This is a genomic window from Halobacillus karajensis (genome assembly GCF_900108515.1).
Taxonomy (GTDB): Bacteria; Bacillota; Bacilli; order Bacillales; family Halobacillaceae; genus Halobacillus; species Halobacillus karajensis.
On record NZ_FNWW01000006.1, the window covers coordinates 96,221 to 116,924 of the forward strand.

General features: G+C 40.3%; 22 protein-coding genes. 14 read left to right on the forward strand and 8 right to left on the reverse strand.

Going from position 1 to position 20,704, the window contains the following annotated elements:
- The first annotated feature begins 80 nt into the window (after window positions 1-80).
- Together BLW54_RS13430 and BLW54_RS13435 are read left to right on the forward strand one after the other, a co-directional pair.
- Window positions 81-440, forward strand: coding sequence for a YlbF/YmcA family competence regulator (locus BLW54_RS13430; protein ID WP_035510052.1), 360 nt, complete (start codon window positions 81-83; stop codon window positions 438-440).
- A gap of 164 nt (window positions 441-604) precedes the next feature.
- On the forward strand, window positions 605-1,375 hold the full coding sequence (locus BLW54_RS13435; RefSeq protein WP_035510053.1) for an enoyl-CoA hydratase: 771 nt from the start codon (window positions 605-607) through the stop codon (window positions 1,373-1,375).
- 175 nt (window positions 1,376-1,550) lie between these two features.
- Here BLW54_RS13435 and BLW54_RS13440 read toward each other — a convergent pair whose 3' ends face one another.
- Window positions 1,551-1,736 carry a YhzD family protein gene (locus tag BLW54_RS13440; RefSeq protein WP_035510054.1) on the reverse strand — a complete coding sequence of 62 codons (186 nt, stop codon included), beginning with the start codon at window positions 1,734-1,736 and terminating at the stop codon, window positions 1,551-1,553.
- Between the two features lie 219 nt (window positions 1,737-1,955).
- On the opposite strand from BLW54_RS13440, the gene BLW54_RS13445 reads away from it, so the two are divergent.
- From BLW54_RS13445 to BLW54_RS13470, 6 genes are all read left to right on the forward strand, one after another.
- Window positions 1,956-2,855 carry an ABC transporter ATP-binding protein gene (locus tag BLW54_RS13445; RefSeq protein ID WP_035510056.1) on the forward strand — a complete coding sequence of 300 codons (900 nt, stop codon included), beginning with the start codon at window positions 1,956-1,958 and terminating at the stop codon, window positions 2,853-2,855.
- A complete protein-coding gene (locus BLW54_RS13450) occupies window positions 2,848-4,101 on the forward strand; it encodes an ABC transporter permease (RefSeq protein ID WP_074735183.1) in 1,254 nt (417 codons plus the stop codon). The genes BLW54_RS13445 and BLW54_RS13450 overlap by 8 nt, the downstream gene beginning before the upstream one ends.
- Before the next feature lie 143 nt (window positions 4,102-4,244).
- Window positions 4,245-5,501 (forward strand): metallophosphoesterase family protein, encoded by a 1,257-nt coding sequence (locus BLW54_RS13455; protein WP_035510059.1) that lies wholly within the window; start codon window positions 4,245-4,247, stop codon window positions 5,499-5,501.
- The gene (locus tag BLW54_RS13460; protein WP_074735185.1) at window positions 5,498-8,401 is read left to right on the forward strand and encodes an ATP-binding protein; all 2,904 of its coding nucleotides are present in this window, start codon (window positions 5,498-5,500) and stop codon (window positions 8,399-8,401) included. Before BLW54_RS13455 ends, BLW54_RS13460 begins: the two co-directional genes overlap by 4 nt.
- Before the next feature lie 86 nt (window positions 8,402-8,487).
- Window positions 8,488-9,048 (forward strand): GbsR/MarR family transcriptional regulator, encoded by a 561-nt coding sequence (locus BLW54_RS13465; RefSeq protein ID WP_035510062.1) that lies wholly within the window; start codon window positions 8,488-8,490, stop codon window positions 9,046-9,048.
- A gap of 351 nt (window positions 9,049-9,399) precedes the next feature.
- On the forward strand, window positions 9,400-9,597 hold the full coding sequence (locus BLW54_RS13470; RefSeq protein WP_035510064.1) for a sporulation YhaL family protein: 198 nt from the start codon (window positions 9,400-9,402) through the stop codon (window positions 9,595-9,597).
- A gap of 36 nt (window positions 9,598-9,633) precedes the next feature.
- Here BLW54_RS13470 and BLW54_RS13475 read toward each other — a convergent pair whose 3' ends face one another.
- The 3 genes from BLW54_RS13475 to BLW54_RS13485 form a co-directional block, all read right to left on the reverse strand.
- A complete protein-coding gene (locus BLW54_RS13475) occupies window positions 9,634-10,590 on the reverse strand; it encodes a peptidylprolyl isomerase (RefSeq protein ID WP_035510065.1) in 957 nt (318 codons plus the stop codon).
- Between the two features lie 171 nt (window positions 10,591-10,761).
- On the reverse strand, window positions 10,762-10,944 hold the full coding sequence (locus BLW54_RS13480) for a hypothetical protein (protein WP_035510066.1): 183 nt from the start codon (window positions 10,942-10,944) through the stop codon (window positions 10,762-10,764).
- A gap of 249 nt (window positions 10,945-11,193) precedes the next feature.
- A complete protein-coding gene (locus BLW54_RS13485; RefSeq protein ID WP_035510068.1) occupies window positions 11,194-11,745 on the reverse strand; it encodes a DUF3267 domain-containing protein in 552 nt (183 codons plus the stop codon).
- Between the two features lie 229 nt (window positions 11,746-11,974).
- On the opposite strand from BLW54_RS13485, the gene BLW54_RS13490 reads away from it, so the two are divergent.
- Entirely contained in the window at window positions 11,975-12,307 is a 333-nt protein-coding gene (locus tag BLW54_RS13490) for a DUF1878 family protein (protein WP_035510070.1), read from the forward strand.
- A 583-nt stretch (window positions 12,308-12,890) separates the two neighbouring features.
- Here BLW54_RS13490 and BLW54_RS13495 read toward each other — a convergent pair.
- A complete protein-coding gene (locus BLW54_RS13495; protein ID WP_074735187.1) occupies window positions 12,891-13,412 on the reverse strand; it encodes a GbsR/MarR family transcriptional regulator in 522 nt (173 codons plus the stop codon).
- Window positions 13,413-13,698: 286 nt separating this feature from the next.
- On the opposite strand from BLW54_RS13495, the gene BLW54_RS13500 reads away from it, so the two are divergent.
- From BLW54_RS13500 to BLW54_RS13510, 3 genes are all read left to right on the forward strand, one after another.
- Window positions 13,699-14,901, forward strand: a complete 1,203-nt coding sequence (locus tag BLW54_RS13500; RefSeq protein WP_035510074.1) for a quaternary amine ABC transporter ATP-binding protein — start codon at window positions 13,699-13,701, stop codon at window positions 14,899-14,901.
- Window positions 14,885-15,733: an ABC transporter permease gene (locus BLW54_RS13505; RefSeq protein ID WP_035510075.1), complete on the forward strand. Its 849-nt coding sequence runs from the start codon at window positions 14,885-14,887 to the stop codon at window positions 15,731-15,733. The genes BLW54_RS13500 and BLW54_RS13505 overlap by 17 nt, the downstream gene beginning before the upstream one ends.
- 65 nt (window positions 15,734-15,798) lie before the next feature.
- Complete coding sequence (locus tag BLW54_RS13510) at window positions 15,799-16,734, forward strand: glycine betaine ABC transporter substrate-binding protein (protein WP_035510077.1); 936 nt, start codon at window positions 15,799-15,801, stop codon at window positions 16,732-16,734.
- 179 nt (window positions 16,735-16,913) lie between these two features.
- Here BLW54_RS13510 and BLW54_RS13515 read toward each other — a convergent pair whose 3' ends face one another.
- The 3 genes from BLW54_RS13515 to BLW54_RS13525 all read right to left on the reverse strand — a co-directional run bounded on the left by BLW54_RS13515 (window position 16,914) and on the right by BLW54_RS13525 (window position 18,550).
- Window positions 16,914-17,321 carry a YtxH domain-containing protein gene (locus BLW54_RS13515; RefSeq protein WP_035510079.1) on the reverse strand — a complete coding sequence of 136 codons (408 nt, stop codon included), beginning with the start codon at window positions 17,319-17,321 and terminating at the stop codon, window positions 16,914-16,916.
- Between the two features lie 149 nt (window positions 17,322-17,470).
- Window positions 17,471-18,004, reverse strand: a complete 534-nt coding sequence (locus BLW54_RS13520; RefSeq protein ID WP_074735190.1) for a tryptophan transporter — start codon at window positions 18,002-18,004, stop codon at window positions 17,471-17,473.
- Between the two features lie 117 nt (window positions 18,005-18,121).
- The gene (locus tag BLW54_RS13525) at window positions 18,122-18,550 is read right to left on the reverse strand and encodes an HIT family protein (RefSeq protein WP_035510082.1); all 429 of its coding nucleotides are present in this window, start codon (window positions 18,548-18,550) and stop codon (window positions 18,122-18,124) included.
- 140 nt (window positions 18,551-18,690) lie between these two features.
- Between BLW54_RS13525 and BLW54_RS13530 the strand changes: the two genes are divergently transcribed.
- Complete coding sequence (locus BLW54_RS13530; protein ID WP_035510084.1) at window positions 18,691-19,434, forward strand: ABC transporter ATP-binding protein; 744 nt, start codon at window positions 18,691-18,693, stop codon at window positions 19,432-19,434.
- Window positions 19,427-20,641, forward strand: coding sequence for an ABC transporter permease (locus BLW54_RS13535; RefSeq protein WP_074735192.1), 1,215 nt, complete (start codon window positions 19,427-19,429; stop codon window positions 20,639-20,641). The genes BLW54_RS13530 and BLW54_RS13535 overlap by 8 nt, the downstream gene beginning before the upstream one ends.
- Window positions 20,642-20,704 lie beyond the last annotated feature (63 nt).

Genomic DNA, 20,704 nt, shown 5'->3' on the forward strand with positions numbered 1-20,704 from the left:
CTATTCCTATACAGACTTTGGTGAGTTTGTTATAGTGGGATAGGAGTGCAAGAACGAAATCTTAGGAGGTTCTCAATTTTATGGCAAATCTATATGATTACGCGTATGATCTAGAAAAAGCAATCCGAAATAGTGAAGAATTTAACGGATTGAAAGAAGCATATGAAGCAGTGATGAACGACGAAGCTGCCAAAAAAATGTTCGATGATTTCCGTCAAACACAAATCACCCTTCAACAGAAACAAATGCAAGGCGAAGAAATTTCTGAAGAAGAAGTCGAAGAGGCACGCAAAGTTGTAGAATTAGTACAACAACACCCGCAGATTTCCAAGCTTATGGAAGAAGAGCAGCGTTTGAACACAGTCATTAATGATATCAGCCGCATTATCACTAAACCGCTTGAAGAACTTTATGGTAATCCGGAAGAACCACAACAATAAATGAGACGAGTAAAAAAAGAGCTGGGAAACCGGCTCTTTTTTATTTATACACTTGTCTGGATACCAATGAAATTAGGCCTACTTTGTCTTTTTTTGCAGGAACATTTAGTGTGTTTGTCGAAACATACACGACGAATAATATTTCCAAATGCAGGAGGATAATTATGAAGCATTTTATCATTGAGGAAAAGGGAAACATTGTTCATTTAAAAATAGCACGAGGTGAAAAGTACAATGCTTTAAATGCAGAGCTTTTAGAGGAATTTGCCGAGGCTGTTAAAGAAGTTAAGCGTTCCGAAGCTCAAGTTGTTGTTCTATCTGGGGCTGGTGAAGGGTTTTGCGCTGGTGGAGACTTGAGTATGATGAAAGAGTTCGCAGATCAAGACCATTACGAACAGGTTATGGATCATATTGAATCGATTGTGAAAAATATCTATATGATGCAGAAAATCGTTTTATCTGCATTGCACGGTCCTGTAGTTGGCTTAGGGTTAAGTATAGCGTTAGCTGCTGATTATGTTGTTGCTGAACCAGATGCGAAACTTTCCATGAATTTCATCGGAATTGGACTGGCCCCGGACGGTGGAGGACACTTTTGGCTCCAGGAACGACTTGGAACACACCAGGCCAAGCATTTTGCTTGGGAAGGACAGCAGATGCGAGCGAAAGAGGCCTATGATCATAAGTTGGTGGATATAGTTGTGAATGGATCTGCTCCCGAAGAGGCGGAACGGATTGCCGAAGAGTGGAGCAAACGTCCACTTAAATCAATGATCGCTACGAAAGAAATTTATCATCAATATGGGGTAGAAAAGCTGTCCCATTATTTGCAAAAGGAACGGGAAAGTCAATGGCTACTTCGACAAACAGAAGACCACAAGGAAGGTGTCGAAGCCTTCTTTGAAAAAAGAACACCAGAATTTAAAGGAAAATAAAGGAAAATGATAGGTGCATTTCTCTCCTTCCACACCACTCTATAAAGTCGCAGAGGAGGGTCCCTTATGGCTTGGAGGGAAAATGGTAGTATAATTGAATGTTTACCCTAAACCATAAGAAAAAGTCGCGCAGACCATGCGCGACTTTTGTTTTGGAATGTACGTGCAGCTGTGGTTACCTGTGAAACAATACTAGATGCCCCTCAGGCGCCACGCAACGGTGCGTGTGATCGCTGAACCCCTTTTCTGCTAATTTTTCAGCCCCTATTTTTTTAGCTTGATCATCACTTTCTGCCTGAAATGATTCGTCAAGTACATTGCTGCCGTCTTTTTCGAATACAGTTAAATAGTAGGTTTTCATTGCTGTGCCTCCTTGAGTGAATAGGTATTCATTAATTACTTTTGTCATCGACTGCCGAAATTCCTGCCCATATCAATATTTTTATTTCCGTAGTTTCCTCAAGGGGGTACTAGGCTGCTATTACAAAGCTAAAAAAAATACTTTGGAAAAAGGAATGTGAGAAAGATGAAACGAATGTAGTGTCCGTCACGTACAGTATGATGAAAAGGAGGAGAAGTCATGACTTTACGACTAGAAAAAGTCACAAAAAAGTTTGGGTCATTTACAGCTGTTAATGAGTTGTCTTTGGAGATCCCTGAAAAGCAGATTTTTGGATTTCTCGGAGCTAACGGAGCAGGAAAGACAACGACCTTTCGCATGATCCTTGGTTTGCTCGATCAAACGGAAGGGGAAATTTCCTGGAATAATGGAGAGATTGGTTATGATCAAAGCCATCTCATTGGTTATCTACCTGAGGAAAGAGGCCTTTATCCAAAGTTGAAAGTACAGGAGCAGTTGATCTATTTAGGGAAGTTGCGTGGGATGAAAAAAACTGATGCATTGAAAGAGATAGACGCATGGCTGGAACGTTTTAAAGTGCCAGAATACAAGAATAAAAAAGTGGAAGAGCTCTCCAAGGGGAATCAGCAAAAAATACAGTTCATTTCTGCCGTTCTACATAAACCCAAATTGTTAATTCTTGATGAGCCTTTTTCCGGGCTTGACCCTGTGAATGTAGAGATGCTTAAGAAAGCTGTCGTCGATTTAAAAGAGGCTGGGACATCTATCGTATTCTCTTCCCACAGAATGGAACATGTAGAGGAGCTTTGTGAAAGCTTATGCATTCTTCACCACGGTTCACCGGTGGTCCACGGGAAGTTAAAAGAGATCAAGAAATCATATGGGAAGAAGAATATCCGTGTCCTTGCAGACTTTGACACCACTTTTTTGGAGAAAATTTCAGGAGTTACAAAGTACAAACCGCTTGGAGATGGCTGTGAGATTCAAGTGGAGAGGGAAGAAATTGCTTCCTCTATCTTTGAACAATTGTATGGAAAAGGGTTCGTACGTACGTTTGATTTAGAAGAGCCGACTCTGAACGATATCTTTATTGAAAAAGTGGGGGCATCTTATGAATAAGTTTTTTATTATGATGGGCCAGACATATAAAAATCGTGTTAAGTCCAAATCCTTCCTGATTACAACGATTGTAACGATTGCCCTTATTTTTGTATTAACTAATATCCAGTCCATCATTGAGACATTCAGTGATGTAGATGAAGAGAAGAAAGTAGCTGTTCTTACTGAACATGGAGATTGGTATGAATTTTTAGCGGGCTCTGTCGAGATGAATGACCAATTGGCATTTGAAAAATATGAAGGTAGTCTGAACGATGCCAAAACTAAAGTGGAAGAAGAGGATTACGAGTCAGTTGTCCAGGTAGAACAAGGAGCCGATGGAACTCCTGAAGGAACGTACTATGCCAATCAAATTGCTAATACAGGGAGTAGTGAGGCCGTCCGCCAAGCGCTTCAACAGTTGAAGGTTCAGTATGTCACAGAGCAGGCGGATGTCGATCCTGCGGTTATCCAGCAGATGAACGCACCTATATCACTGGAACTTGTAGCTCTTGAAGATAGTGCAAAAACAGCAGAAGAGCTCGAGCAGACTCGTGGTTTGGTCTATGTTATGCTTTTCTTCATGTATTTTTCTGTCATTATGTATGGTCAAATGATTTCTACGGAAGTAGCCACGGAAAAGTCGAGCCGTGTCATGGAAATCTTAATTTCAAGTGTGTCCCCAGTTTCTCAAATGTTTGCAAAAATTTTAGGGATCGCTTTATTAGGGTTAACTCAATTTGGAATTTTCATCCTAGTGGGTTATATCGGTATCCAGCAAAGTAAGGACATTGGGGATGGATCGTTGCTTGACTTCTTCGGTTTTACTAATATCGATCCTAGTACAGTCGTGTATGCAGTTGTATTCTTTCTGTTGGGCTATTTACTTTATGCTACACTTGCAGCCACTTTAGGCTCCCTTGTCAGTCGATTGGAAGATGCCCAACAAATGATGGCCCCCATGATGATGTTGGTGGTCGCTGGATTTATGATCGCAATGTTCGGGTTAACAGTACCAGATGCTGCGTTTATCACCGTTAGTTCTTATTTTCCGTTTTTCACACCTCTTCTCATGTTCTTGCGCGTAGGGATGCTTGATATACCTGTGTGGGAAGTGGCGTTATCTTTAGGGATTCTTGTCGGTTCCATCGCCCTTCTGGGCTGGATAGGTGCCCGTATTTACCGTGGTGGTGTATTGATGTATGGAAAATCATCGTCCTTAAAGGATTTAAAGACAGCTTTGCAACTTTCTAAAAAGGAACACTAAAAAGAAGGCCCCGTGAAAACGGGGCCTTCTTTTTTGCTAAGGAAATACAGAGGCCCTGTCTAGTGAGATCAATTGGGGAGAACGTGCATTCGGTTTTTAGCTCTGTTAAAATAGAGAGAAAATGAAAGAGAAAGGGGCGGACGATGGTGGGGTCTCGAGTTCGTTTTGTACATAGCGCGGATTTACATATTGACAGTCTGTTTAAAACAAAAGGGCATCTTCCGGGGAGATTGTTGGATAAATTAAGGAGCAGTACTTTTGAAGCGTTCGACCGGTTAATTGATCTATGTATCAAGCACCAAGTCGATTTTCTTTTGATCGCAGGGGATTTATATAATGAAGAAATCCGCAGCATCAAGGCTCAGGTACACCTTCGCCGTGGCTTTGAACGTTTACAGCAAAAGAACATTCATGTATATGTCAGTTATGGAAATCATGATTATATAGAAGGGAATGAGCTTCCCATTGAAATGCCGGAAAATGTCCATATTTTTTCTTCCCAAAATGTTAGTTATTTTCCATTCGTAAAAGAAGATGGAGAATCCGTCCATATTTATGGATTTAGTTATGAAACACGTGAGGTACGTGATAGGAAAGTGAAGTCCTTTAAGAAAATGGGGGAAGCTGACTTTCATATTGGGATGCTTCACGGAAGCGTGGATACCAATACGGAGCATAATGTATATGCCCCTTTTTCAATGAGAGAACTGAAAGATTGCCAGATGGATTATTGGGCGCTTGGCCATATACATAAGCGTTCTGTTCTCGCTACGGATCCTCCAGTGATTTACCCTGGGAATATTCAGGGAAGGTCTCGTAAGGAATCAGGTGAAAAAGGATGTTACCTTGTTGAATCCGGATCTGGCGAGTGGGATTACCAATTCATTCCTCTTCAAAGCTTTACATATGAGTCGATACGAATGGAATGCCAGGCTATAAAGGAGCCGGAACATTTAGAAAAAGTACTGGAAGAAGCAAAATCTCATGTACATGTTGGCTCTTCTGTTATGCTGACAATCGAATTGGTTGCTGAAGACGGAGATTTAAAAGAATGGGAGAATGCTGGATATATCAAGGAATGGGTAGAAATTCTTAATGAAAGTGAAGATCTCAATGCTGAAGGTTGGATTTGGATTGAAAACGTAACGATCGAAGACCGGAAGAGCTGGGATGAAACGGAATTGAAGAGAGGGGCGCACTTCACAGGGGAGTTGCTTCGGACTATTGATCGTTTGCGAGAAGAGGAAATCGAAGAATGGATGGAGCCATTATTTTCCCATCGAAAAGCTTCACGATATATTCGCTCTTTAGATGATGAAGAGCGTAAGGAAACACTCGAAAGAGCGAAAGTGTTATTGCTTGAATGTTTAATGGCAAGTGAGAGAGGGGGAACGAAGTGAAGATTAAGGGCATGAGTATTTATGGATTTGGGAAATGGAAGGACTATTCCCTTCAAATTTCTGAGGATCATCCAAGTTTAATCGTTGGTGAAAATGAAGCAGGAAAATCTACGATTTATCAGTTTATCTTATTTATGCTATTTGGTCTTTCTCCAAAGCAAAGACAATCGTTTATCCCAAAGACGGGTGGAACGATGGGGGGACGGTTGGTGCTTTCGACAGAAGCACATGGAAAAGTAACCATTGAAAGGACGCATGGCCATGAAAACGGAAAAGCTGTCTGCCATCTGGAATCCGGGGAAGAACGCGATGAGGAATGGCTTCAAAGTTTATTGGATGGAATGGAACGGAAAGAGTATGAATCCACTTATGGTTTTAATGCTGATGACTTAATAGCTTTAAGGAGTTTATCAGGTTCTGAGTTAGGTGAAGTTCTTCTTAACATTGGGCTTACAGGCTCGGACCAAATATACCAAACGGAAAAATGGCTGGAGAAGCAACTAGACGAGCGTTTTAAGCCGAAGGGGAAGAGGCCGGAGATCAATGAACAACTTCAAGTTGTTGAAGAACTTAAGAGAAAGAAGAAAATATTAGATGAAGAAGAAGGAGATTACCTTCGACTTCAAGAACATCAGTGCCAATTAGAAAAAAGAATGACAACATTAGAAGAAGACTGGAAGAAAAAGATGAGTCAAATCTATACAATAGAACAACTATTGAAAGTAAGGCCAGTATTAATAGATTATCACCAGGCTAAAGCTCTATCAAATCAGGAAAAGATTTCTTTTCCTGAATCTGGCGTGGATCGTTACCAGCAGGTTAAAGAATCGCTTCTCCCCCTACAATCCGAAATAAATATGCTGGGTGTTAACTTAGAAGAACTGCAAGCTTCCCTAAAGGAATGGAAACAAAAATATGCATCTGAAAAAATAGAACAGGGCAGGAAGCTATTGGAGAAGGAACGACCTAAGTATGACCAGGCGGTTTATGAAGACCACCGCCTTCACCAGCAAATCATAAAATTGACCGAACAAATGGAAGAAGAATTGGCTTATATCGATATCCCTTTGACCGCAAAAGAATTGGAGGAATACGCTCTTCCTTTTTATATAGGAGAAACATGGCGTGATTTAACCAAAGAAAAGGAAGAACTGGAACGCGAAGAAGCTTATATAAAATCTCAAAAAGAGGAAATCGAGCATTCATTTGAAAAAATGGAGGCACGAAAACAATCGCTAGAAAACCGAATGATCACAGATGAAAAGGCAAGGAGTTTAGAGGGGAAGTTACATCAATCTTATGAATCCGCTGCTGCATCAGACCGAAAGGGCCGCAACTCTCAGTCAGGATTGAAAAATAAACGTCTTATTGGACTTACAGGAGGTGTGATCACCCTTGTATTAGGAGTTTTTTTACAAGGAATTGGATTAGATATGGAACTCTTTTTCGTGTTCATGCTAATCGCTAGTATTTTTGGTGTCTTTAGTTATATGTCCCACCGAAAGATTGAAGAAATGGAAGGTGAAGGAAGAGTTTCATCAATCTCAGGTGAAGAAATTGAAAAAGCACGCCATGAATTACAACAATATGAAGTAAACAAGAAAGAATATGATCATTTGCGCGAGCAATGGAAACAGCTCAACCAAGAAGAGATTCAATTACAAGAGAAAGAAAATCATTGGCTGCAGCGTCACCGAAGACTGAATGGGGCGATTGAAGAACAAAAAAGTCTTTATCCCTTTTTGACCTCTTTACAAATTCAGCATTGGGAAAAGCTTTATCATTTATTGACACAGGTAAAGGAAAAAAGACTGACTTTAAACAGGTTGGAAGAAGAAAGGAAAGAACAAACGTTAACCATCACCCGGATTGAAAAAGAGTTGGAGGCTTTTTTCAGAAGCGAAAACTGGGAATTTTATATAGAAACTGTGGGAGACCATTGGAAGGATCTCCAGACATGGGTTCATGACCAAGAACAAATAAAAAAGAATATCACCCAAACTGAAAAATCCTACCACTCAGCAAATAAGCGTTATAAGGAATATACCCTTCGAATGCAACCCTTTTTAGAGCAAAGAGACAACCTTTTTAAAGATGCTGGTGTAGGGAGTGAAGAAACCTTTTATGCAAAAGCGAATAAAAAACAGGAGCAGCTAAAAAACGAAGCGAATAGTAAGGAATTAGAACGCCAGTTACAAAGTATGCTCTCAGAAAATGAGCAGCAGGAATATCAAATATGGACTGAAGTTCCTCAGGAAACAGAATTGTTGGCTCGTCGTGAACGACTTAATATGGAAAAACGAAAAGTAGAAGAGGAACGAAAGAATACGCAGCAAGCGATTGCGGATACAAGTAGCAGCATCAAGCAATTGGAGCATTCAGATGAACGTTCGTCTATTACGCACAGACTTCAGTATGAACAAGATAAGCTCCAGGAGCAAACAGAAGAGTGGGCCATGTATCAATTAGCAAAAAAGGCTCTGGAAAAGACCAAGCATTCGTATAAAGACAAGTATTTACCGCAAGTATTGCAAAAAGCATCGGATTACTTTCAACGATTGACAGACGGAAACTATGTAGATGTCAAGCTTTCTCCCGATGACGATCAAATAAAAGTAATCAGCCAAGGTGGTTTTGTATTTGTTCCGGCGGAGTTGTCGCGGGGGACAAGAGATCAATTGTATGTGTCTTTCCGTCTCGCGCTAGGTGAAACAATGGCGGAATCATTGTCTATGCCTTTCCTTGTTGATGATGCCTTTGTACACTTTGATATGAAGCGGCTTCCTGTAATGGTAGATATTCTTCAAAGTCTTTCAGAAAGGCACCAGGTGGTGCTTTTTACATGGCGAGAAGAATTATCGGAGGAGTTTGGATCTCCTTTTGTCCGGCAATTATCATAAAATTATTCATAAGGTCGCAATATAAGGACTTTAATGATAAAATGTTCTAAGATTACTTGAGGATATTAGCAAATGGAGGGTTTCCATTGCCAGAAACGAACAATAAAGATTGGAACAAATACGAAGAAACAATTGAACAGTTTATCCAGGTGATTGCTAAAAATATGAGCCTGTATGGGGTTACTCCATCCATTGGCCGCTTGTATGGAGTTCTTTATTTCTCCCAAGAACCGATGACTTTGGATGATATGCGTGAAGCTTTGGAAATGAGTAAGACAAGTATGTCTACAGGTGTTCGAGCTTTGTCGGATATGAAAATGGTTGAACCTTCCTTTAAAAAAGGGGTCCGGAAAGACCTGTATAAATCAGAAGAGGATTGGTATAAGTCATTCACCTCATTATTCGGGAGCCGTTGGAGACACCACACGGAAACCAATATTGAAGAAGCGGATGAGGCCATTCAGGAGCTTAATGACCTTCGGGATGCCACAGAAGATGAAGAGCTTAAAAGCAAAATTACGGAGGATATTCACCGACTGGAATATGCCCAAAATTACTACCGCTGGTTAATGAAGTTCATCCATGTTGTCGAATCGGGAGAAATTTTTCAATACGTTCCGAAAATAGACCAGAAAAGCAAGAAGTAATAGAGACGGCCCCGTTCTGTGGCTCTAGTGATCCATAGAAAACGGGGCCGTTTTATTTATTTCTCCGTTTGTTAAACGTATTTGGTCTATGTTGTATGAAAAGTCAACATCCCATGACCACGTGTACCGTGTTTTTTTATTGACGTCCGTTTTAAACTGGTTTCTGTGTCTCGTCTCTCGAGAGCTTCCCTAGAGAGCGTTTGCTTTTAGTATTGCTCCTAAGATTATCTTAATGAACACAAGGTGTCCATACTTTTGTTTGGGTGATGTAGGTTTCCAAATGGAGCTTGTATCATATTTGGAACTTCTTACTCATAGACTAGACACAAAAGGAGCAGGGAGGATGGATTTATGTTATTCGGACTTCCGATTTGGGTATTCTTGTGTATTGTATTTATATTCATAAGTGGGTATATGGCGATCCGAGCAATGAGAGCTGAACACCATTTAGAACAGGAACATATTGAGAGAGAAGGCCAAGTCTATTTGAAACGGATGGAACAGGAAAAAGAACGACGTGGGAAAAGGGATGCCATGATGTCAGAATGAAAGCCGGGTGAATGTTCACCCGGCTTTATTTTTTCTTTATTCTTCTTTCTTATCTTCTCCAGAATTTTCACCTCCAGAATTTTCATCCCCCGAATTTCCTTCTTCAGGAGCTGGGTTTTCTTCTGTTGGTGCTGGTTCTTTATCGAAGAGGCCTTCGAATTCATCTAGTTTCACATCGATGTCTGCTTCTTTCATAAGCTCATCCATTTTGCTCTGTAGCTCAGCTTGGTCAACTTTCTGACTAGTTAATGTACGCTTGATTTCATCTTTCTTATCTTCATAAGACTCAATGTCCTCTTTTTCACGTTTGTCTGTCACTTTGATAATGTGGTAACCGAACTGAGATTTGACTGGTTCACTTACTTTACCAGGCTCTAGTTCATAAGCTTTATCTTCGAATTCCGGAACCATTTCCCCTGGTCCGAACCAGCCAAGTTTTCCACCCTGCTGTGCAGAACCATCAGAAGAATACTCCGCAGCTAGTTCTCCGAAGTCTTCCCCATCATCAATTTTTTGTTTTACCTCTTTTGCTGTTTCTTCATCAGAGACAAGGATGTGACTTGCCTGAACTTCTGTCTTCATACGTTCGTAATAATTTTTCATTTCCTCTTCCGTCACTTCTATACCTTCAGAAGCAGCCTTTTCTTGGAGAAGGCTCATACGGACGGTTTCTTTGAACTCATCTTCATTGGAAAACCCATTTTGTTGAAGGATCGTTTCAAAGTTATCCCCGTACTGTTCTTTGATTGTTTCAAGTTCTTTGTTGACTTCTTCGTCAGAAACCTTGTAATTGTTCGCAAGAATTTCTTTCATGACAAGGGTTTGAAGGACCTGTTCCCCGTATTGAGATTTCAACTCTTCATAAAATTCTTCCTTGGTGACTTCTCCATCTTTTGTTTCGACTACAGGTTCGGATTCATCCGCATTTGAAGAACATGCCGATAGTGTAAAGACACTTGCAGCAAGTGCAGCAGTGATGGCTATTTTTTTCATAATCCTGACACTCCTAAAAACTTAATATGATTTTTTCGTGACGTAGAGATTTGCTCACAGCCTATCAGTAAATATAACACATTATGTAGGAGTTATTCTATACTGAGATGTGAAAATATAACAATACATAAAACAGTATAGAAAAAACAGGCCAACAACGGCCTGTTCATTTTACAGTGTATTAAGGACTTCCACATAAGAAGATATCAGTAAGATTGTAATGAGTACATTTATTGTTCGGAAAACACGCGTTTGTTTTTCGTTCGACATCTTCGTTTTTGTGCATAAGGAATGTGTGAGTGAGTTAAACACGAATAAAATGACGAGCGCGTACAAGCTGAATCCAAATGCCATGTTGGTACCTCCTTTATTCCCTATGAAACTACTCTATCAAAATTTGGGTGGATTGAACAGAAAAAACGGGTTGGAATTAATGGATCGATCAAAAAAGTTCCCAAACTATATATCCCAGTCAAATAAATCTTTGAAATAAAGCAAAAGACTGGAGGTGAATGGTATGACCTTTTTATAATAAAGCGTGTAGTCCAACCTGTTGTTAAGTGGAAAAAGAGAAAAGCAACGTTCATTTTGAACGTTGCTTTCTTAAGCTTTAGGTTGATGGATTAAAATATCGTAGCCGTCTTTTGCATTTTCAATTAAACATTTTTTCGGCGCTTTTGCGAAATAGTTCAGATATAAGAAATCTGAAAACGAGAGTCCGATATTCACAGACGCAAAGAGTACTAGATAAGCAAAATAATGAGGGAAGACATAACCCATGATGAGGGCAGGGACAGTGATTAATAAAGTCGGTGCCATAGCCATCATGATGGATGTCTTTTTCGATAATTTCGACTTACATTGATAGGTGAACGTCGGAACACATCGTTTTCTAAATTTAAATTTCACACGAAGTCGTTTATAACTCAGCATTAAAGGCAACATATGCATCAGTCGGTGCATCGATGGCAGGAAGAACAAGATGACCAACAATGGCAGAAAGCCATGGTCATTCATTTCATGCGTACCGTGGATCATGGAATACGGTAGATACAGAATTAGAAATGCTAACAATCCTGTAAGAAATGACATAAGGTATACTCGGTTCAGACCGAATTCTTTATTGATGTTCACTGTTTTCCAGCAGTTCATCATAAGAATCCCCCCCTTACAACAAAAAATACTGTGAATTTATTATAAATATCGATATGATAGTAGTACGATTCATCCATTTATTTGTTTGGCACAAGACGAATAATAGTATGTTTGAAACGAAAAAGCAATAGTTTTTTCGTAAAAAAAACACTTGCTTTTTTTGCTTTTATAAGAAGACCTTTGAAACGTTGATATGACAAGGGTGATGACAGGTTGTGGAGGGAGTAGTTTGGAGAAAGAAAATCATTGTGAGACCTTTACATTCCAATTGAAATTATTACTCGATGTCGAGGAAATGAAGAAATACCCGTTTACAAAATTAATTATCGAAAAAAATGTAACGGAAAAGGAATATCAGCATACATTGTGCCTGCTGAAAGAGTTAAATCACCGATATGAAGAGGATATGGAGAGTGGATTGATTGACCATTCCTCTTTATTGCTTCACTTTGCCGGCATGCTTTGTTATAAGCTTCCTATAAATGAAACGCTCTGTGCTTTGCATCAGGAAGGTTTTTATTTAGAATTAACCGAGCAATTGATTTCCTATTCTCATAGATAAAAACCCTTTCCAGTTGTGTTCTTGGAAAGGGTTTTTATCAGGTGGAGAATGATAGGGTTTAGAATAGGATCCATGTTCTACCAGGTAGTTGGTTCCTTATTGTTATCCGAGCTGGCTCCATAGTTTCCTCTTCCATGTTTTCTAAAGAACGTTCTAAAATTCCCATGTATGGATCCCCGTAAATTTCTTTTCATGCGTATGGATAAAACCTGGACCGACGGAGGTTTGCCATACACTTCTGTCATAGGCAGGACGCCTCAGTTCTCCTCAGGATATGTTCATGCGGTATGTCAAGAAGCTCATCTCCTCCTGTTGTTCATTCTATATAGGTGTTTCTTTCCACTTAGAAAATGGAAGGCTATAGAAACATGTTACATATTATAGGGGTTTCGGAAATGGTAGCTCCGGTGAAATGATAAGCCATCCATAAGATATGGTTATTGAACTTTTAATTTGAGAGGCTTGATCCATTTCTGCAGTCCTATTCAATGACTATCCTAAGTCTTTGGATAGTTGATGAAGTCATATTGAAACCTTTATCTTTCCTTGTACCTCTCCCTCATTTCTATCCTTCTTATAGGGATTATTCAGAAGAAGGATGATCAGGCTCAAGGCTTTTGAAAGCTTCCGCAATCCTTTCTTGGAAAAGGATCATATCCTCCATACGTCGATAGAGCGCATCTGCTCGATCCATTTCTTTTTGGTTCGAATAGTGCTGAACATTATTTTTTAAGTGTTCCTCCATGTTTTTTAGTGCGGTTCTTTGGTCACGAGCAGCTGTCAGCCATTTCTGAATATAGGAGGTCATGAAATTTTTGTATAGATTCTCATTGGCCTGATAGAGGTCTTTTCGGAATCCTTTCTTCCATACCCGTTCTACAAGCCCCTGCTCTAACAAACTACGTACTCCAGTGCTCATAGAAGTTTTACTTTTTCCTAGTACCTCGCTCATTTCATCTAAAGTCATAGGTCCACCCTGTATGTATAGTGTGACCAATAGGCGGGCATCGGATGGGGTAAGTCCGAACATTTCCAAAGTCTTAGAGAATTCGTGGATGACTTTCGTATGTATATTTTCAAGGAAATGGTGGTCTTTTACTACCATAAGATCCTCCTTATCCATAAAGTTTATGTATAACATACTATAAATAGAATATTTTAAAAAACGAATGAAAGGGCTTTAATAAGAAGGTATTTAAAGGAAATAGGCGTATTTCACTCCTTAAATCTTATACAGTTTTAACTGTACATAATTTTTGTACTTGATTAATAGTTTTTATCGTTTGAACTTTATGTTACATATGGGTTACATTATGTAAGGTGGCTGATTAAGTACGCAAATAAAAGCAGCAAAACGTACCCATAATAAACAAAAAGAAGAGGTGAGCGACTTGCCGATCATTCAAGTAAAGAACTTATCGAAGATCTTCGGTAAGAATGCCAAAAAGGCGACTAAATACTTAGATGAGGGTTTAACAAAAGAAGAAATCCTTGAGAAGACAGGTAATACTGTCGGGGTTAACCGCGCTTCATTTGATGTAGAAGAAGGGGAAATTTTCGTCATCATGGGATTGTCCGGGAGTGGAAAATCCACCCTCGTACGATTGATTAACCGGTTGATCGAGCCTACTGAAGGAAGTGTCTTCATTGACGATCAGGACCTTGCAAAGATGGACAGTAAAGCATTACGGAGTGTTCGTCGCCAAAAGTTAAGCATGGTGTTCCAACGGTTCGGTCTTTTTCCGCACCGAACCGTACTGGAAAATGCAGAATTTGGTCTTGAAGTACAAGGAATAGATAAGAAGGAACGTCAAGAGAGTGCAAAAAAATCATTAGAAATGGTTGGATTGGGAGGATACATTCATCAATTTCCTGGCCAACTTTCAGGTGGTATGCAACAACGTGTTGGCTTGGCGCGAGCATTAGCGAACGATCCGGAAGTTCTACTAATGGACGAAGCCTTTTCTGCATTAGATCCATTAATTCGTAAAGAAATGCAGGATGAATTGTTGGAACTTCAGGAATCCATGAAAAAGACCATTCTTTTTATTACTCACGATCTTGATGAAGCATTAAGGATTGGTGACCGTATAGCACTAATGAAGGATGGACGGATTGTTCAAATCGGCACACCAGAAGAAATTCTTGTTAATCCGGCTAATGAGTATGTAGAAAAGTTTGTGGAGGATGTTGATCGCTCCAAAGTACTCACAGCAGAAAACATTATGAAGCGACCGGAAACCGTAGATATACAAAAACATGGTCCGCGTACAGCCCTTGAACGGATGCGTAAAGAAGGGCTTTCAAGTATTTATGTGACCGATGCAAAAAGAAATCTCCATGGATATGTAACGGCGGACGATGTTTCTTCTGCTGTGAAGCAAGGGACCGACCATTTGAAAGGCATCCTTCGTACGGATGTTCCTAAGGTGGATCTTCAAACACCGATGCAGGAAATTTTCGATATCATTCATGACGCTCCTGTCCCAGTCGCTGTTGTCGAGGACGGGAAATTGAAGGGGATTATCGTTAGAGGAGCCGTTCTGGCGGCTTTAGCGGGAAGCGAGGTGAATCTAAATGGACTTAATTCCTAAACTGCCGGTCGCTGAGTGGATAGATGCAGCAACCAAATGGACGACGAATACATTTGGATTTTTATTTGATTTTATTAAAAATGACTTTGGTGACTTTATTGAAATCGTAGCTGAAGATTGGTTGATGGCCATTCCAATCTGGTTGTTTATTGTAATCGTTGGTGTGTTAGCTTTCATAGCTTCTGGAAAACGTTTAGGATTGACAGCCTTTTCGGTCATAGGTCTTTGGTTTATTTCGAACCAAGAACTTTGGGAAGAACTAATGAACACCTTTACCCTCGTTATTTTTGCGAGTCTTATATCGGTCATCATCGGGGTGCCTTTCGGAATATGGATGGCCAAAAGTAGAACAGTCGAAAAAATTCTAACACCGGTGCTCGATTTCATGCAGACGATGCCGGCATTCGTTTATTTAATACCGGCTGTTGCCTTTTTCAGTATTGGTATGGTTCCAGGTGTGTTTGCATCTGTCATCTTTGCAACACCACCGACCGTGCGTTTTACGAACCTTGGAATTCGTCAAGTGTCCCATGAATTAATTGAAGCATCTGATTCATTTGGAACGACGGGGACGCAAAAGCTGTTTAAGGTACAGCTTCCAATGGCTAAAAAGACGATTATGGCAGGGATTAACCAAACCGTCATGCTTGCTTTATCCATGGTTGTTATTGCATCCATGATTGGTGCAAAAGGACTTGGACAAACCGTTATAACCGGGCTTCAGCGTGCGGAGGTTGGTACAGGTTTCGTTGCCGGCTTGGGCATTGTAATTCTTGCGATTATTATTGATCGCTTCACACAAAACCTGAACACCCAGCGTGGTGAACAGTAAGAATCGATAGGAAAGGGGCTTTTTGCCTCTTTTACTATATCATTTACAAAAGGGGAGAGGTTTACATGTTTAATTGGAAACGTTTCGGTATGGTAGCCGGGCTATCTTTAACACTTGTAGCAGCAGGTTGTGGATCTTCTGAGGATGAAGGTTCTGAAACAACTGGAAACAACAGTGAGGATGGGGCTACGTCTGAAATAAACTACGGGGAAGAAATGGGTTATGAAATTACAGGGATTGAAGCTGGTGCTGGTGTTGTAGGATCTGCTGAAACAGCAACAGAAGAATATGAAAACCTAAGGGGTTGGGAAGTGTCCACATCTTCTTCAGGGGCGATGGCTACGGCATTAGGGGAAGCCATTGAAAATGAAGAACCGATTGTCGTTACAGGATGGACCCCTCATTGGAAGTTCGCCAAATACGATTTGAAATATCTGGACGATCCAAAAGAAGTATTCGGTGGAGAAGAAGAAATCAAGACAATGGTTCGTCAGGGGCTTGAGGACGAAAAGCCAAACGCATATAAAATCTTAGACCAGTTTAACTGGGAGGCTTCTGACATGGAAGAAGTCATGCTTGAAATTTCTAATGGGACAAGCCCGGAAGAAGCAGCTCAAAACTGGATTGAGAACAACCAGGACAAAGTAGATTCTTGGACGGAAGGAACAGAAGAAGTAGATGATACAGAAGTTGAACTTGTGTACGTTAACTGGGATTCTGAAATTGCATCGACGAACGTTATCGCTGAAGTGATGAAAGAGCAAGGGTTTGATGTAACGATTACTCCTCTTGATAATGGACCAATGTGGGAATCCGTAGCGACAGGAGAAGTAACTGGCATGGTGGCGGCATGGTTGCCTGTAACCCACGGCGATCTTTATGAACAACATAAAGATCATGTAGAAGACCTGGGTGCCAATCTTGAAGGGGCTAAAATCGGCCTTGTTGTTCCTGAATATATGGACATTGATTCCATCGAAGATTTAGAAGCAGCTGAATAAGTAGCGAAAATAGCGTATAGGGAGATCTCCCTATACGCTATTTTTTTAAGTCTACGAACTTATAAAAAATAGAAGGGGATCATAAGGGAAGGTGTTTGTTCTATTTACCCGCTTGAAACATACAAATAAAGAGGAGGACAACCAAAAAATCCCGCTTGAAGCGGGATTATAATGAAACATTATTGGTGGTTAATGACTTCGTGACTTGGTTGGGTAGTAGGGGTGGTCTGCTCATCTTTTGCTTTCTCTTCAAGTTCTTTTAAACTTTCTTCAATCTGTTCTAAATATTTTTGGATGTTCTTTTGGTGAGGTTCGACTGTCCGCTTCCAGCTTTCTATGGAGGTTTTCACATCTTCAGAAAGCTCTTTGATCAATTCCGCTCCTTCTTTGGAAGTCTGGGTAATTTGATCTTTTAACTGCATTCCCTCTTCTTTTAAGCTGAGAACGGTGGTTTTTAAGTTCTCGCTTTTCAATTTAGCGTTTTCCCTGAAATCACGGCCGGAAGATGGGGTGTTTAATAAGGTATAAGTTGCTCCGGCAATCCCTCCTACTAAAAAACCAAGGGCTAATGATTTTCCATTTGGCATATCAGTCAGTCTCCTTTCGTATCGCTCTCTATTTTATATTTTCTCTTAATATGTATGAATGAAACCTTAAAAACATAAAAAATTTCTTCTGTTCTGTAAAACAAAGGCACTACATGTTATGATGTAGTGCCTTTGATGTCAGGAAAGGTTTATGATGCAGGATGAACAGCTTTATTGAGGTCTGTTCGTTTCAGGATCTTTTGTGCAATCGGGTAAACGATAGCTACAAAAAGAATATTAAACAAAGCTGCAGGCAAAACGACTGTGGCAAACATAATGCCAAAGCTCGCTTCCATCAGACCGATGATGTAAAGGACAACACCTAAAAAGATGGCGCCACTGATCATGGTACCGACAGCTGCTAAAACAGGCTGAGTGTATTTTTGATTTGAAATTTTTTTAGTTATTAGGACTAGACCAAAGAAAGCAAAAGCTGTCAATGGCTTATCAATGATGTTGGCCAGCTGGCCTCCAGGAACGGTGGTGGTCATCGCTGAAATGAACCCTGTTGCTAAAGATAGCAACAGTACATAAGAGGCCTTTGGGAATAATAAAATTCCAAGGAACATCATAGCGAGCATCATGTCCGGGCGCATTCCGAAAAAGAATGGAGGCGCTACGGCATGCAATACGGCACCAATTCCAACTAATAAAGACAACATGATTAAAATACGAATATTCATTTATATCTCTCCTCAACTAATCTAATCTCTTCTAAAGTACATCCAAACGTGTCCTCGTGACCGTTTGCGAACGTATGCTAGTATTATAGCAGTCTTACCTATGAAAAATCAATGGAATCACCCAGGGATATGCTGGTTGATTTCTCCAGCGATTGTTTGCAAATCTTCCGGTGTGTAATCATCAGCATGGACTTCCCACTTGGCATCGAAGCCATCCTCTTTTCCGTATCTCGGTATTAGGTGGATATGTAAGTGAAAAACAGACTGTCCAGCAGGTTCCTCATTGTTATTCAATACATTTAAACCGATCGGTTCATAGGTTTGTTTAATGGCATTAGCGATTTTCGGAACTCTTGCAAAGAGCTTTTCTGCTGTTTCTGGATGAGTGTGGTAAATATCTTGGCAATGTTGTTTAGGGATGACAAGGGTGTGTCCTTTCGTCACCTGACTGATGTCAAGAAAAGCATAGACATCTTCATCTTCATACACCTTTGCTGATGGGATTTCTCCGTCAATAATCTTACAGAAAATGCATTCCTCTGCCATGTTGAACCACTCCTTTTTAGTTTGATTGCATTGTACCATAACCCGTAGTATAAACTCGATTAAGATGATAGGTGAAAAGTGTATCGCAGGGGAAAGTGTGATAAAATTTGTGCAGGATAACCAATGAAACGAGGGATACGATGGAACCGTTATTACATATTAAAGACCTTCACGGAGGCTATACCCATAAAAATGTTTTACATGGCGTATCATTCGATGTTAACCCTAAGGAGATTGTCGGCTTGATCGGGTTGAACGGAGCGGGTAAAAGTACGACGATCAAACACATTATTGGGATGATGCAAGCGAAAAAAGGTAGAGTAGCGATTAATGGAACGTTATTTGAAGATAATCCGGAAGTGTATCGGCAGCAGCTGGGGTACATCCCGGAGATGCCCATTCTTTATGATGAACTGACATTATATGAACACCTACACCTGACAGCAATGGCATACAATGTGCCGGAAGATGTTTTTAAGAGAAGGTTGGACCCCCTTCTAAAAGAGTTCAGGATGGAGAAGAAGTTGAAATGGTTCCCAGTGCACTTTTCCAAAGGAATGCGTCAAAAGGTCATGATTATGTGTGCCTTTCTCATTGAACCAGACCTTTATATTGTGGATGAACCTTTTGTAGGTCTTGATCCGCTTGGAATCCAATCCTATTTACAGTTGATGGATGAAATGAAAGAGCGGGGGGCGGGAATTTTGATGTCTACGCATATTCTCGCAACAGCAGAAAAATATTGTGATCGTTTTGTTATTCTCCATGATGGGGAAATCAGAGCAAAGGGAACGTTGAAGGAATTACGAGAGGCATTTGGGAAACCAGGGGCCTCGCTTGATGAAATTTATGTTCAATTGACAAAGGAAGAGCGATATGATTAATGCAAAGGAGTTTTGGACAAAGCGCTTCTCTGAACATACGAAAGAAACAAGCCGGTATTTGAAATATATTTTCAATGGTCATATTGCTGTGGCCATGTTGTTTTTTATTTCTGCATTGGCTTATTACTATCAGCAATGGCTTCAGGATTTACCTGAGGATTTCCCGACCGCATGGATCATAGCTGTTGCTTTTGGGTTTATGGTCAGTTACAGCCCTGTCAGGACCTTGCTTAAAGAGCCGGACTTGGTTTTCTTACTACCTGCTGAATATCAATTGGGAGACTACTTTAAACGCTGTCTTATTTATAGTTATGTCGTTCAATTATATGTGATTTTCGTTCTATCTGCAGCGCTTGGGCCGTTGTATTTCGCTTCTTACCCTGAGTTAGGTACCCAGTATTATATAATGATGATCGGGATTGTGCTTATCATTAAAGTTTGGAATATGATGTCGAATTGGTGGATGTTAAAAGAAAGAAATCCCCGGGCTCGCCTTATCGATCAACTGGTGAAAGCTGTTCTGAATATAGCGATCTTCTATTTTCTTTCCCAAGGAGAGTGGATTTTTGCCAGTATTGTAACCGTTCTGCTTGTTGCAGTGGTCCTTTACACTTATTCGGTCTCGAAACAAAAAGCTGGACTTGTCTGGGATCTGCTGGTTGAGAAAGACCAACAGCGGATGCGGACCTTTTACAGAATCGCCAACATGTTCACAGATGTTCCGCATTTAAAGAACACGGTGAAAAAGCGCCACACACTTGTAAGGATTCTTGTGGAGGGTATCCCATATCGACAGGATAAAACCTTTTCTTATTTATATAAAATTACTTTTATCCGAAGCAGTGATTATCTGGGGATGTATATCCGCCTGATTGTCATTGGAGGATTGGCGATCTGGTTCGTTTCTAATTTATGGGTGAAGGTTATATTTGCTATCTTATTCTTATATTTGAGTGCGTTTCAAATGATGACTTTATGGAATCATCATCGCACAATTGCCTGGCTTGATCTTTATCCGGTAAAGAAAGAATGGAAACAGAAAGCGATTTTACAGTGGCTGCAACAAATAATATTGTTCCAAACATTTCTATTCGGCCTATTGTTCCTATTCCAGTGGAACCTGGTCGGCCTCGTTTTCGTATGGATGGGTGGAAGCCTCTTCAGTTACTTGTTTATTCAAACGTATGTAAAAAAGAAATTGACGTAGCAGGGGAGACTATCCATCAGTCTTCCTTTTTTATTATCGAGGATATTAATCATTAGGTTGGAG

Bases quoted from the DNA above. Each gene is read 5' to 3' on its own strand.
- BLW54_RS13430 (WP_035510052.1), top strand. From the start codon at position 81: ATGGCAAATCTATATGATTACGCGTATGATCTAGAAAAAGCAATCCGA.
- BLW54_RS13435 (WP_035510053.1), top strand. From the start codon at position 605: ATGAAGCATTTTATCATTGAGGAAAAGGGAAACATTGTTCATTTAAAA.
- BLW54_RS13440 (WP_035510054.1), bottom strand. From the start codon at position 1,736: ATGAAAACCTACTATTTAACTGTATTCGAAAAAGACGGCAGCAATGTA.
- BLW54_RS13445 (WP_035510056.1), top strand. From the start codon at position 1,956: ATGACTTTACGACTAGAAAAAGTCACAAAAAAGTTTGGGTCATTTACA.
- BLW54_RS13450 (WP_074735183.1), top strand. From the start codon at position 2,848: ATGAATAAGTTTTTTATTATGATGGGCCAGACATATAAAAATCGTGTT.
- BLW54_RS13455 (WP_035510059.1), top strand. From the start codon at position 4,245: ATGGTGGGGTCTCGAGTTCGTTTTGTACATAGCGCGGATTTACATATT.
- BLW54_RS13470 (WP_035510064.1), top strand. From the start codon at position 9,400: ATGTTATTCGGACTTCCGATTTGGGTATTCTTGTGTATTGTATTTATA.
- BLW54_RS13475 (WP_035510065.1), bottom strand. From the start codon at position 10,590: ATGAAAAAAATAGCCATCACTGCTGCACTTGCTGCAAGTGTCTTTACA.
- BLW54_RS13480 (WP_035510066.1), bottom strand. From the start codon at position 10,944: ATGGCATTTGGATTCAGCTTGTACGCGCTCGTCATTTTATTCGTGTTT.
- BLW54_RS13485 (WP_035510068.1), bottom strand. From the start codon at position 11,745: ATGATGAACTGCTGGAAAACAGTGAACATCAATAAAGAATTCGGTCTG.
- BLW54_RS13495 (WP_074735187.1), bottom strand. From the start codon at position 13,412: ATGGTAGTAAAAGACCACCATTTCCTTGAAAATATACATACGAAAGTC.
- BLW54_RS13505 (WP_035510075.1), top strand. From the start codon at position 14,885: ATGGACTTAATTCCTAAACTGCCGGTCGCTGAGTGGATAGATGCAGCA.
- BLW54_RS13510 (WP_035510077.1), top strand. From the start codon at position 15,799: ATGTTTAATTGGAAACGTTTCGGTATGGTAGCCGGGCTATCTTTAACA.
- BLW54_RS13515 (WP_035510079.1), bottom strand. From the start codon at position 17,321: ATGCCAAATGGAAAATCATTAGCCCTTGGTTTTTTAGTAGGAGGGATT.
- BLW54_RS13520 (WP_074735190.1), bottom strand. From the start codon at position 18,004: ATGAATATTCGTATTTTAATCATGTTGTCTTTATTAGTTGGAATTGGT.
- BLW54_RS13525 (WP_035510082.1), bottom strand. From the start codon at position 18,550: ATGGCAGAGGAATGCATTTTCTGTAAGATTATTGACGGAGAAATCCCA.
- BLW54_RS13530 (WP_035510084.1), top strand. From the start codon at position 18,691: ATGGAACCGTTATTACATATTAAAGACCTTCACGGAGGCTATACCCAT.
- BLW54_RS13535 (WP_074735192.1), top strand. From the start codon at position 19,427: ATGATTAATGCAAAGGAGTTTTGGACAAAGCGCTTCTCTGAACATACG.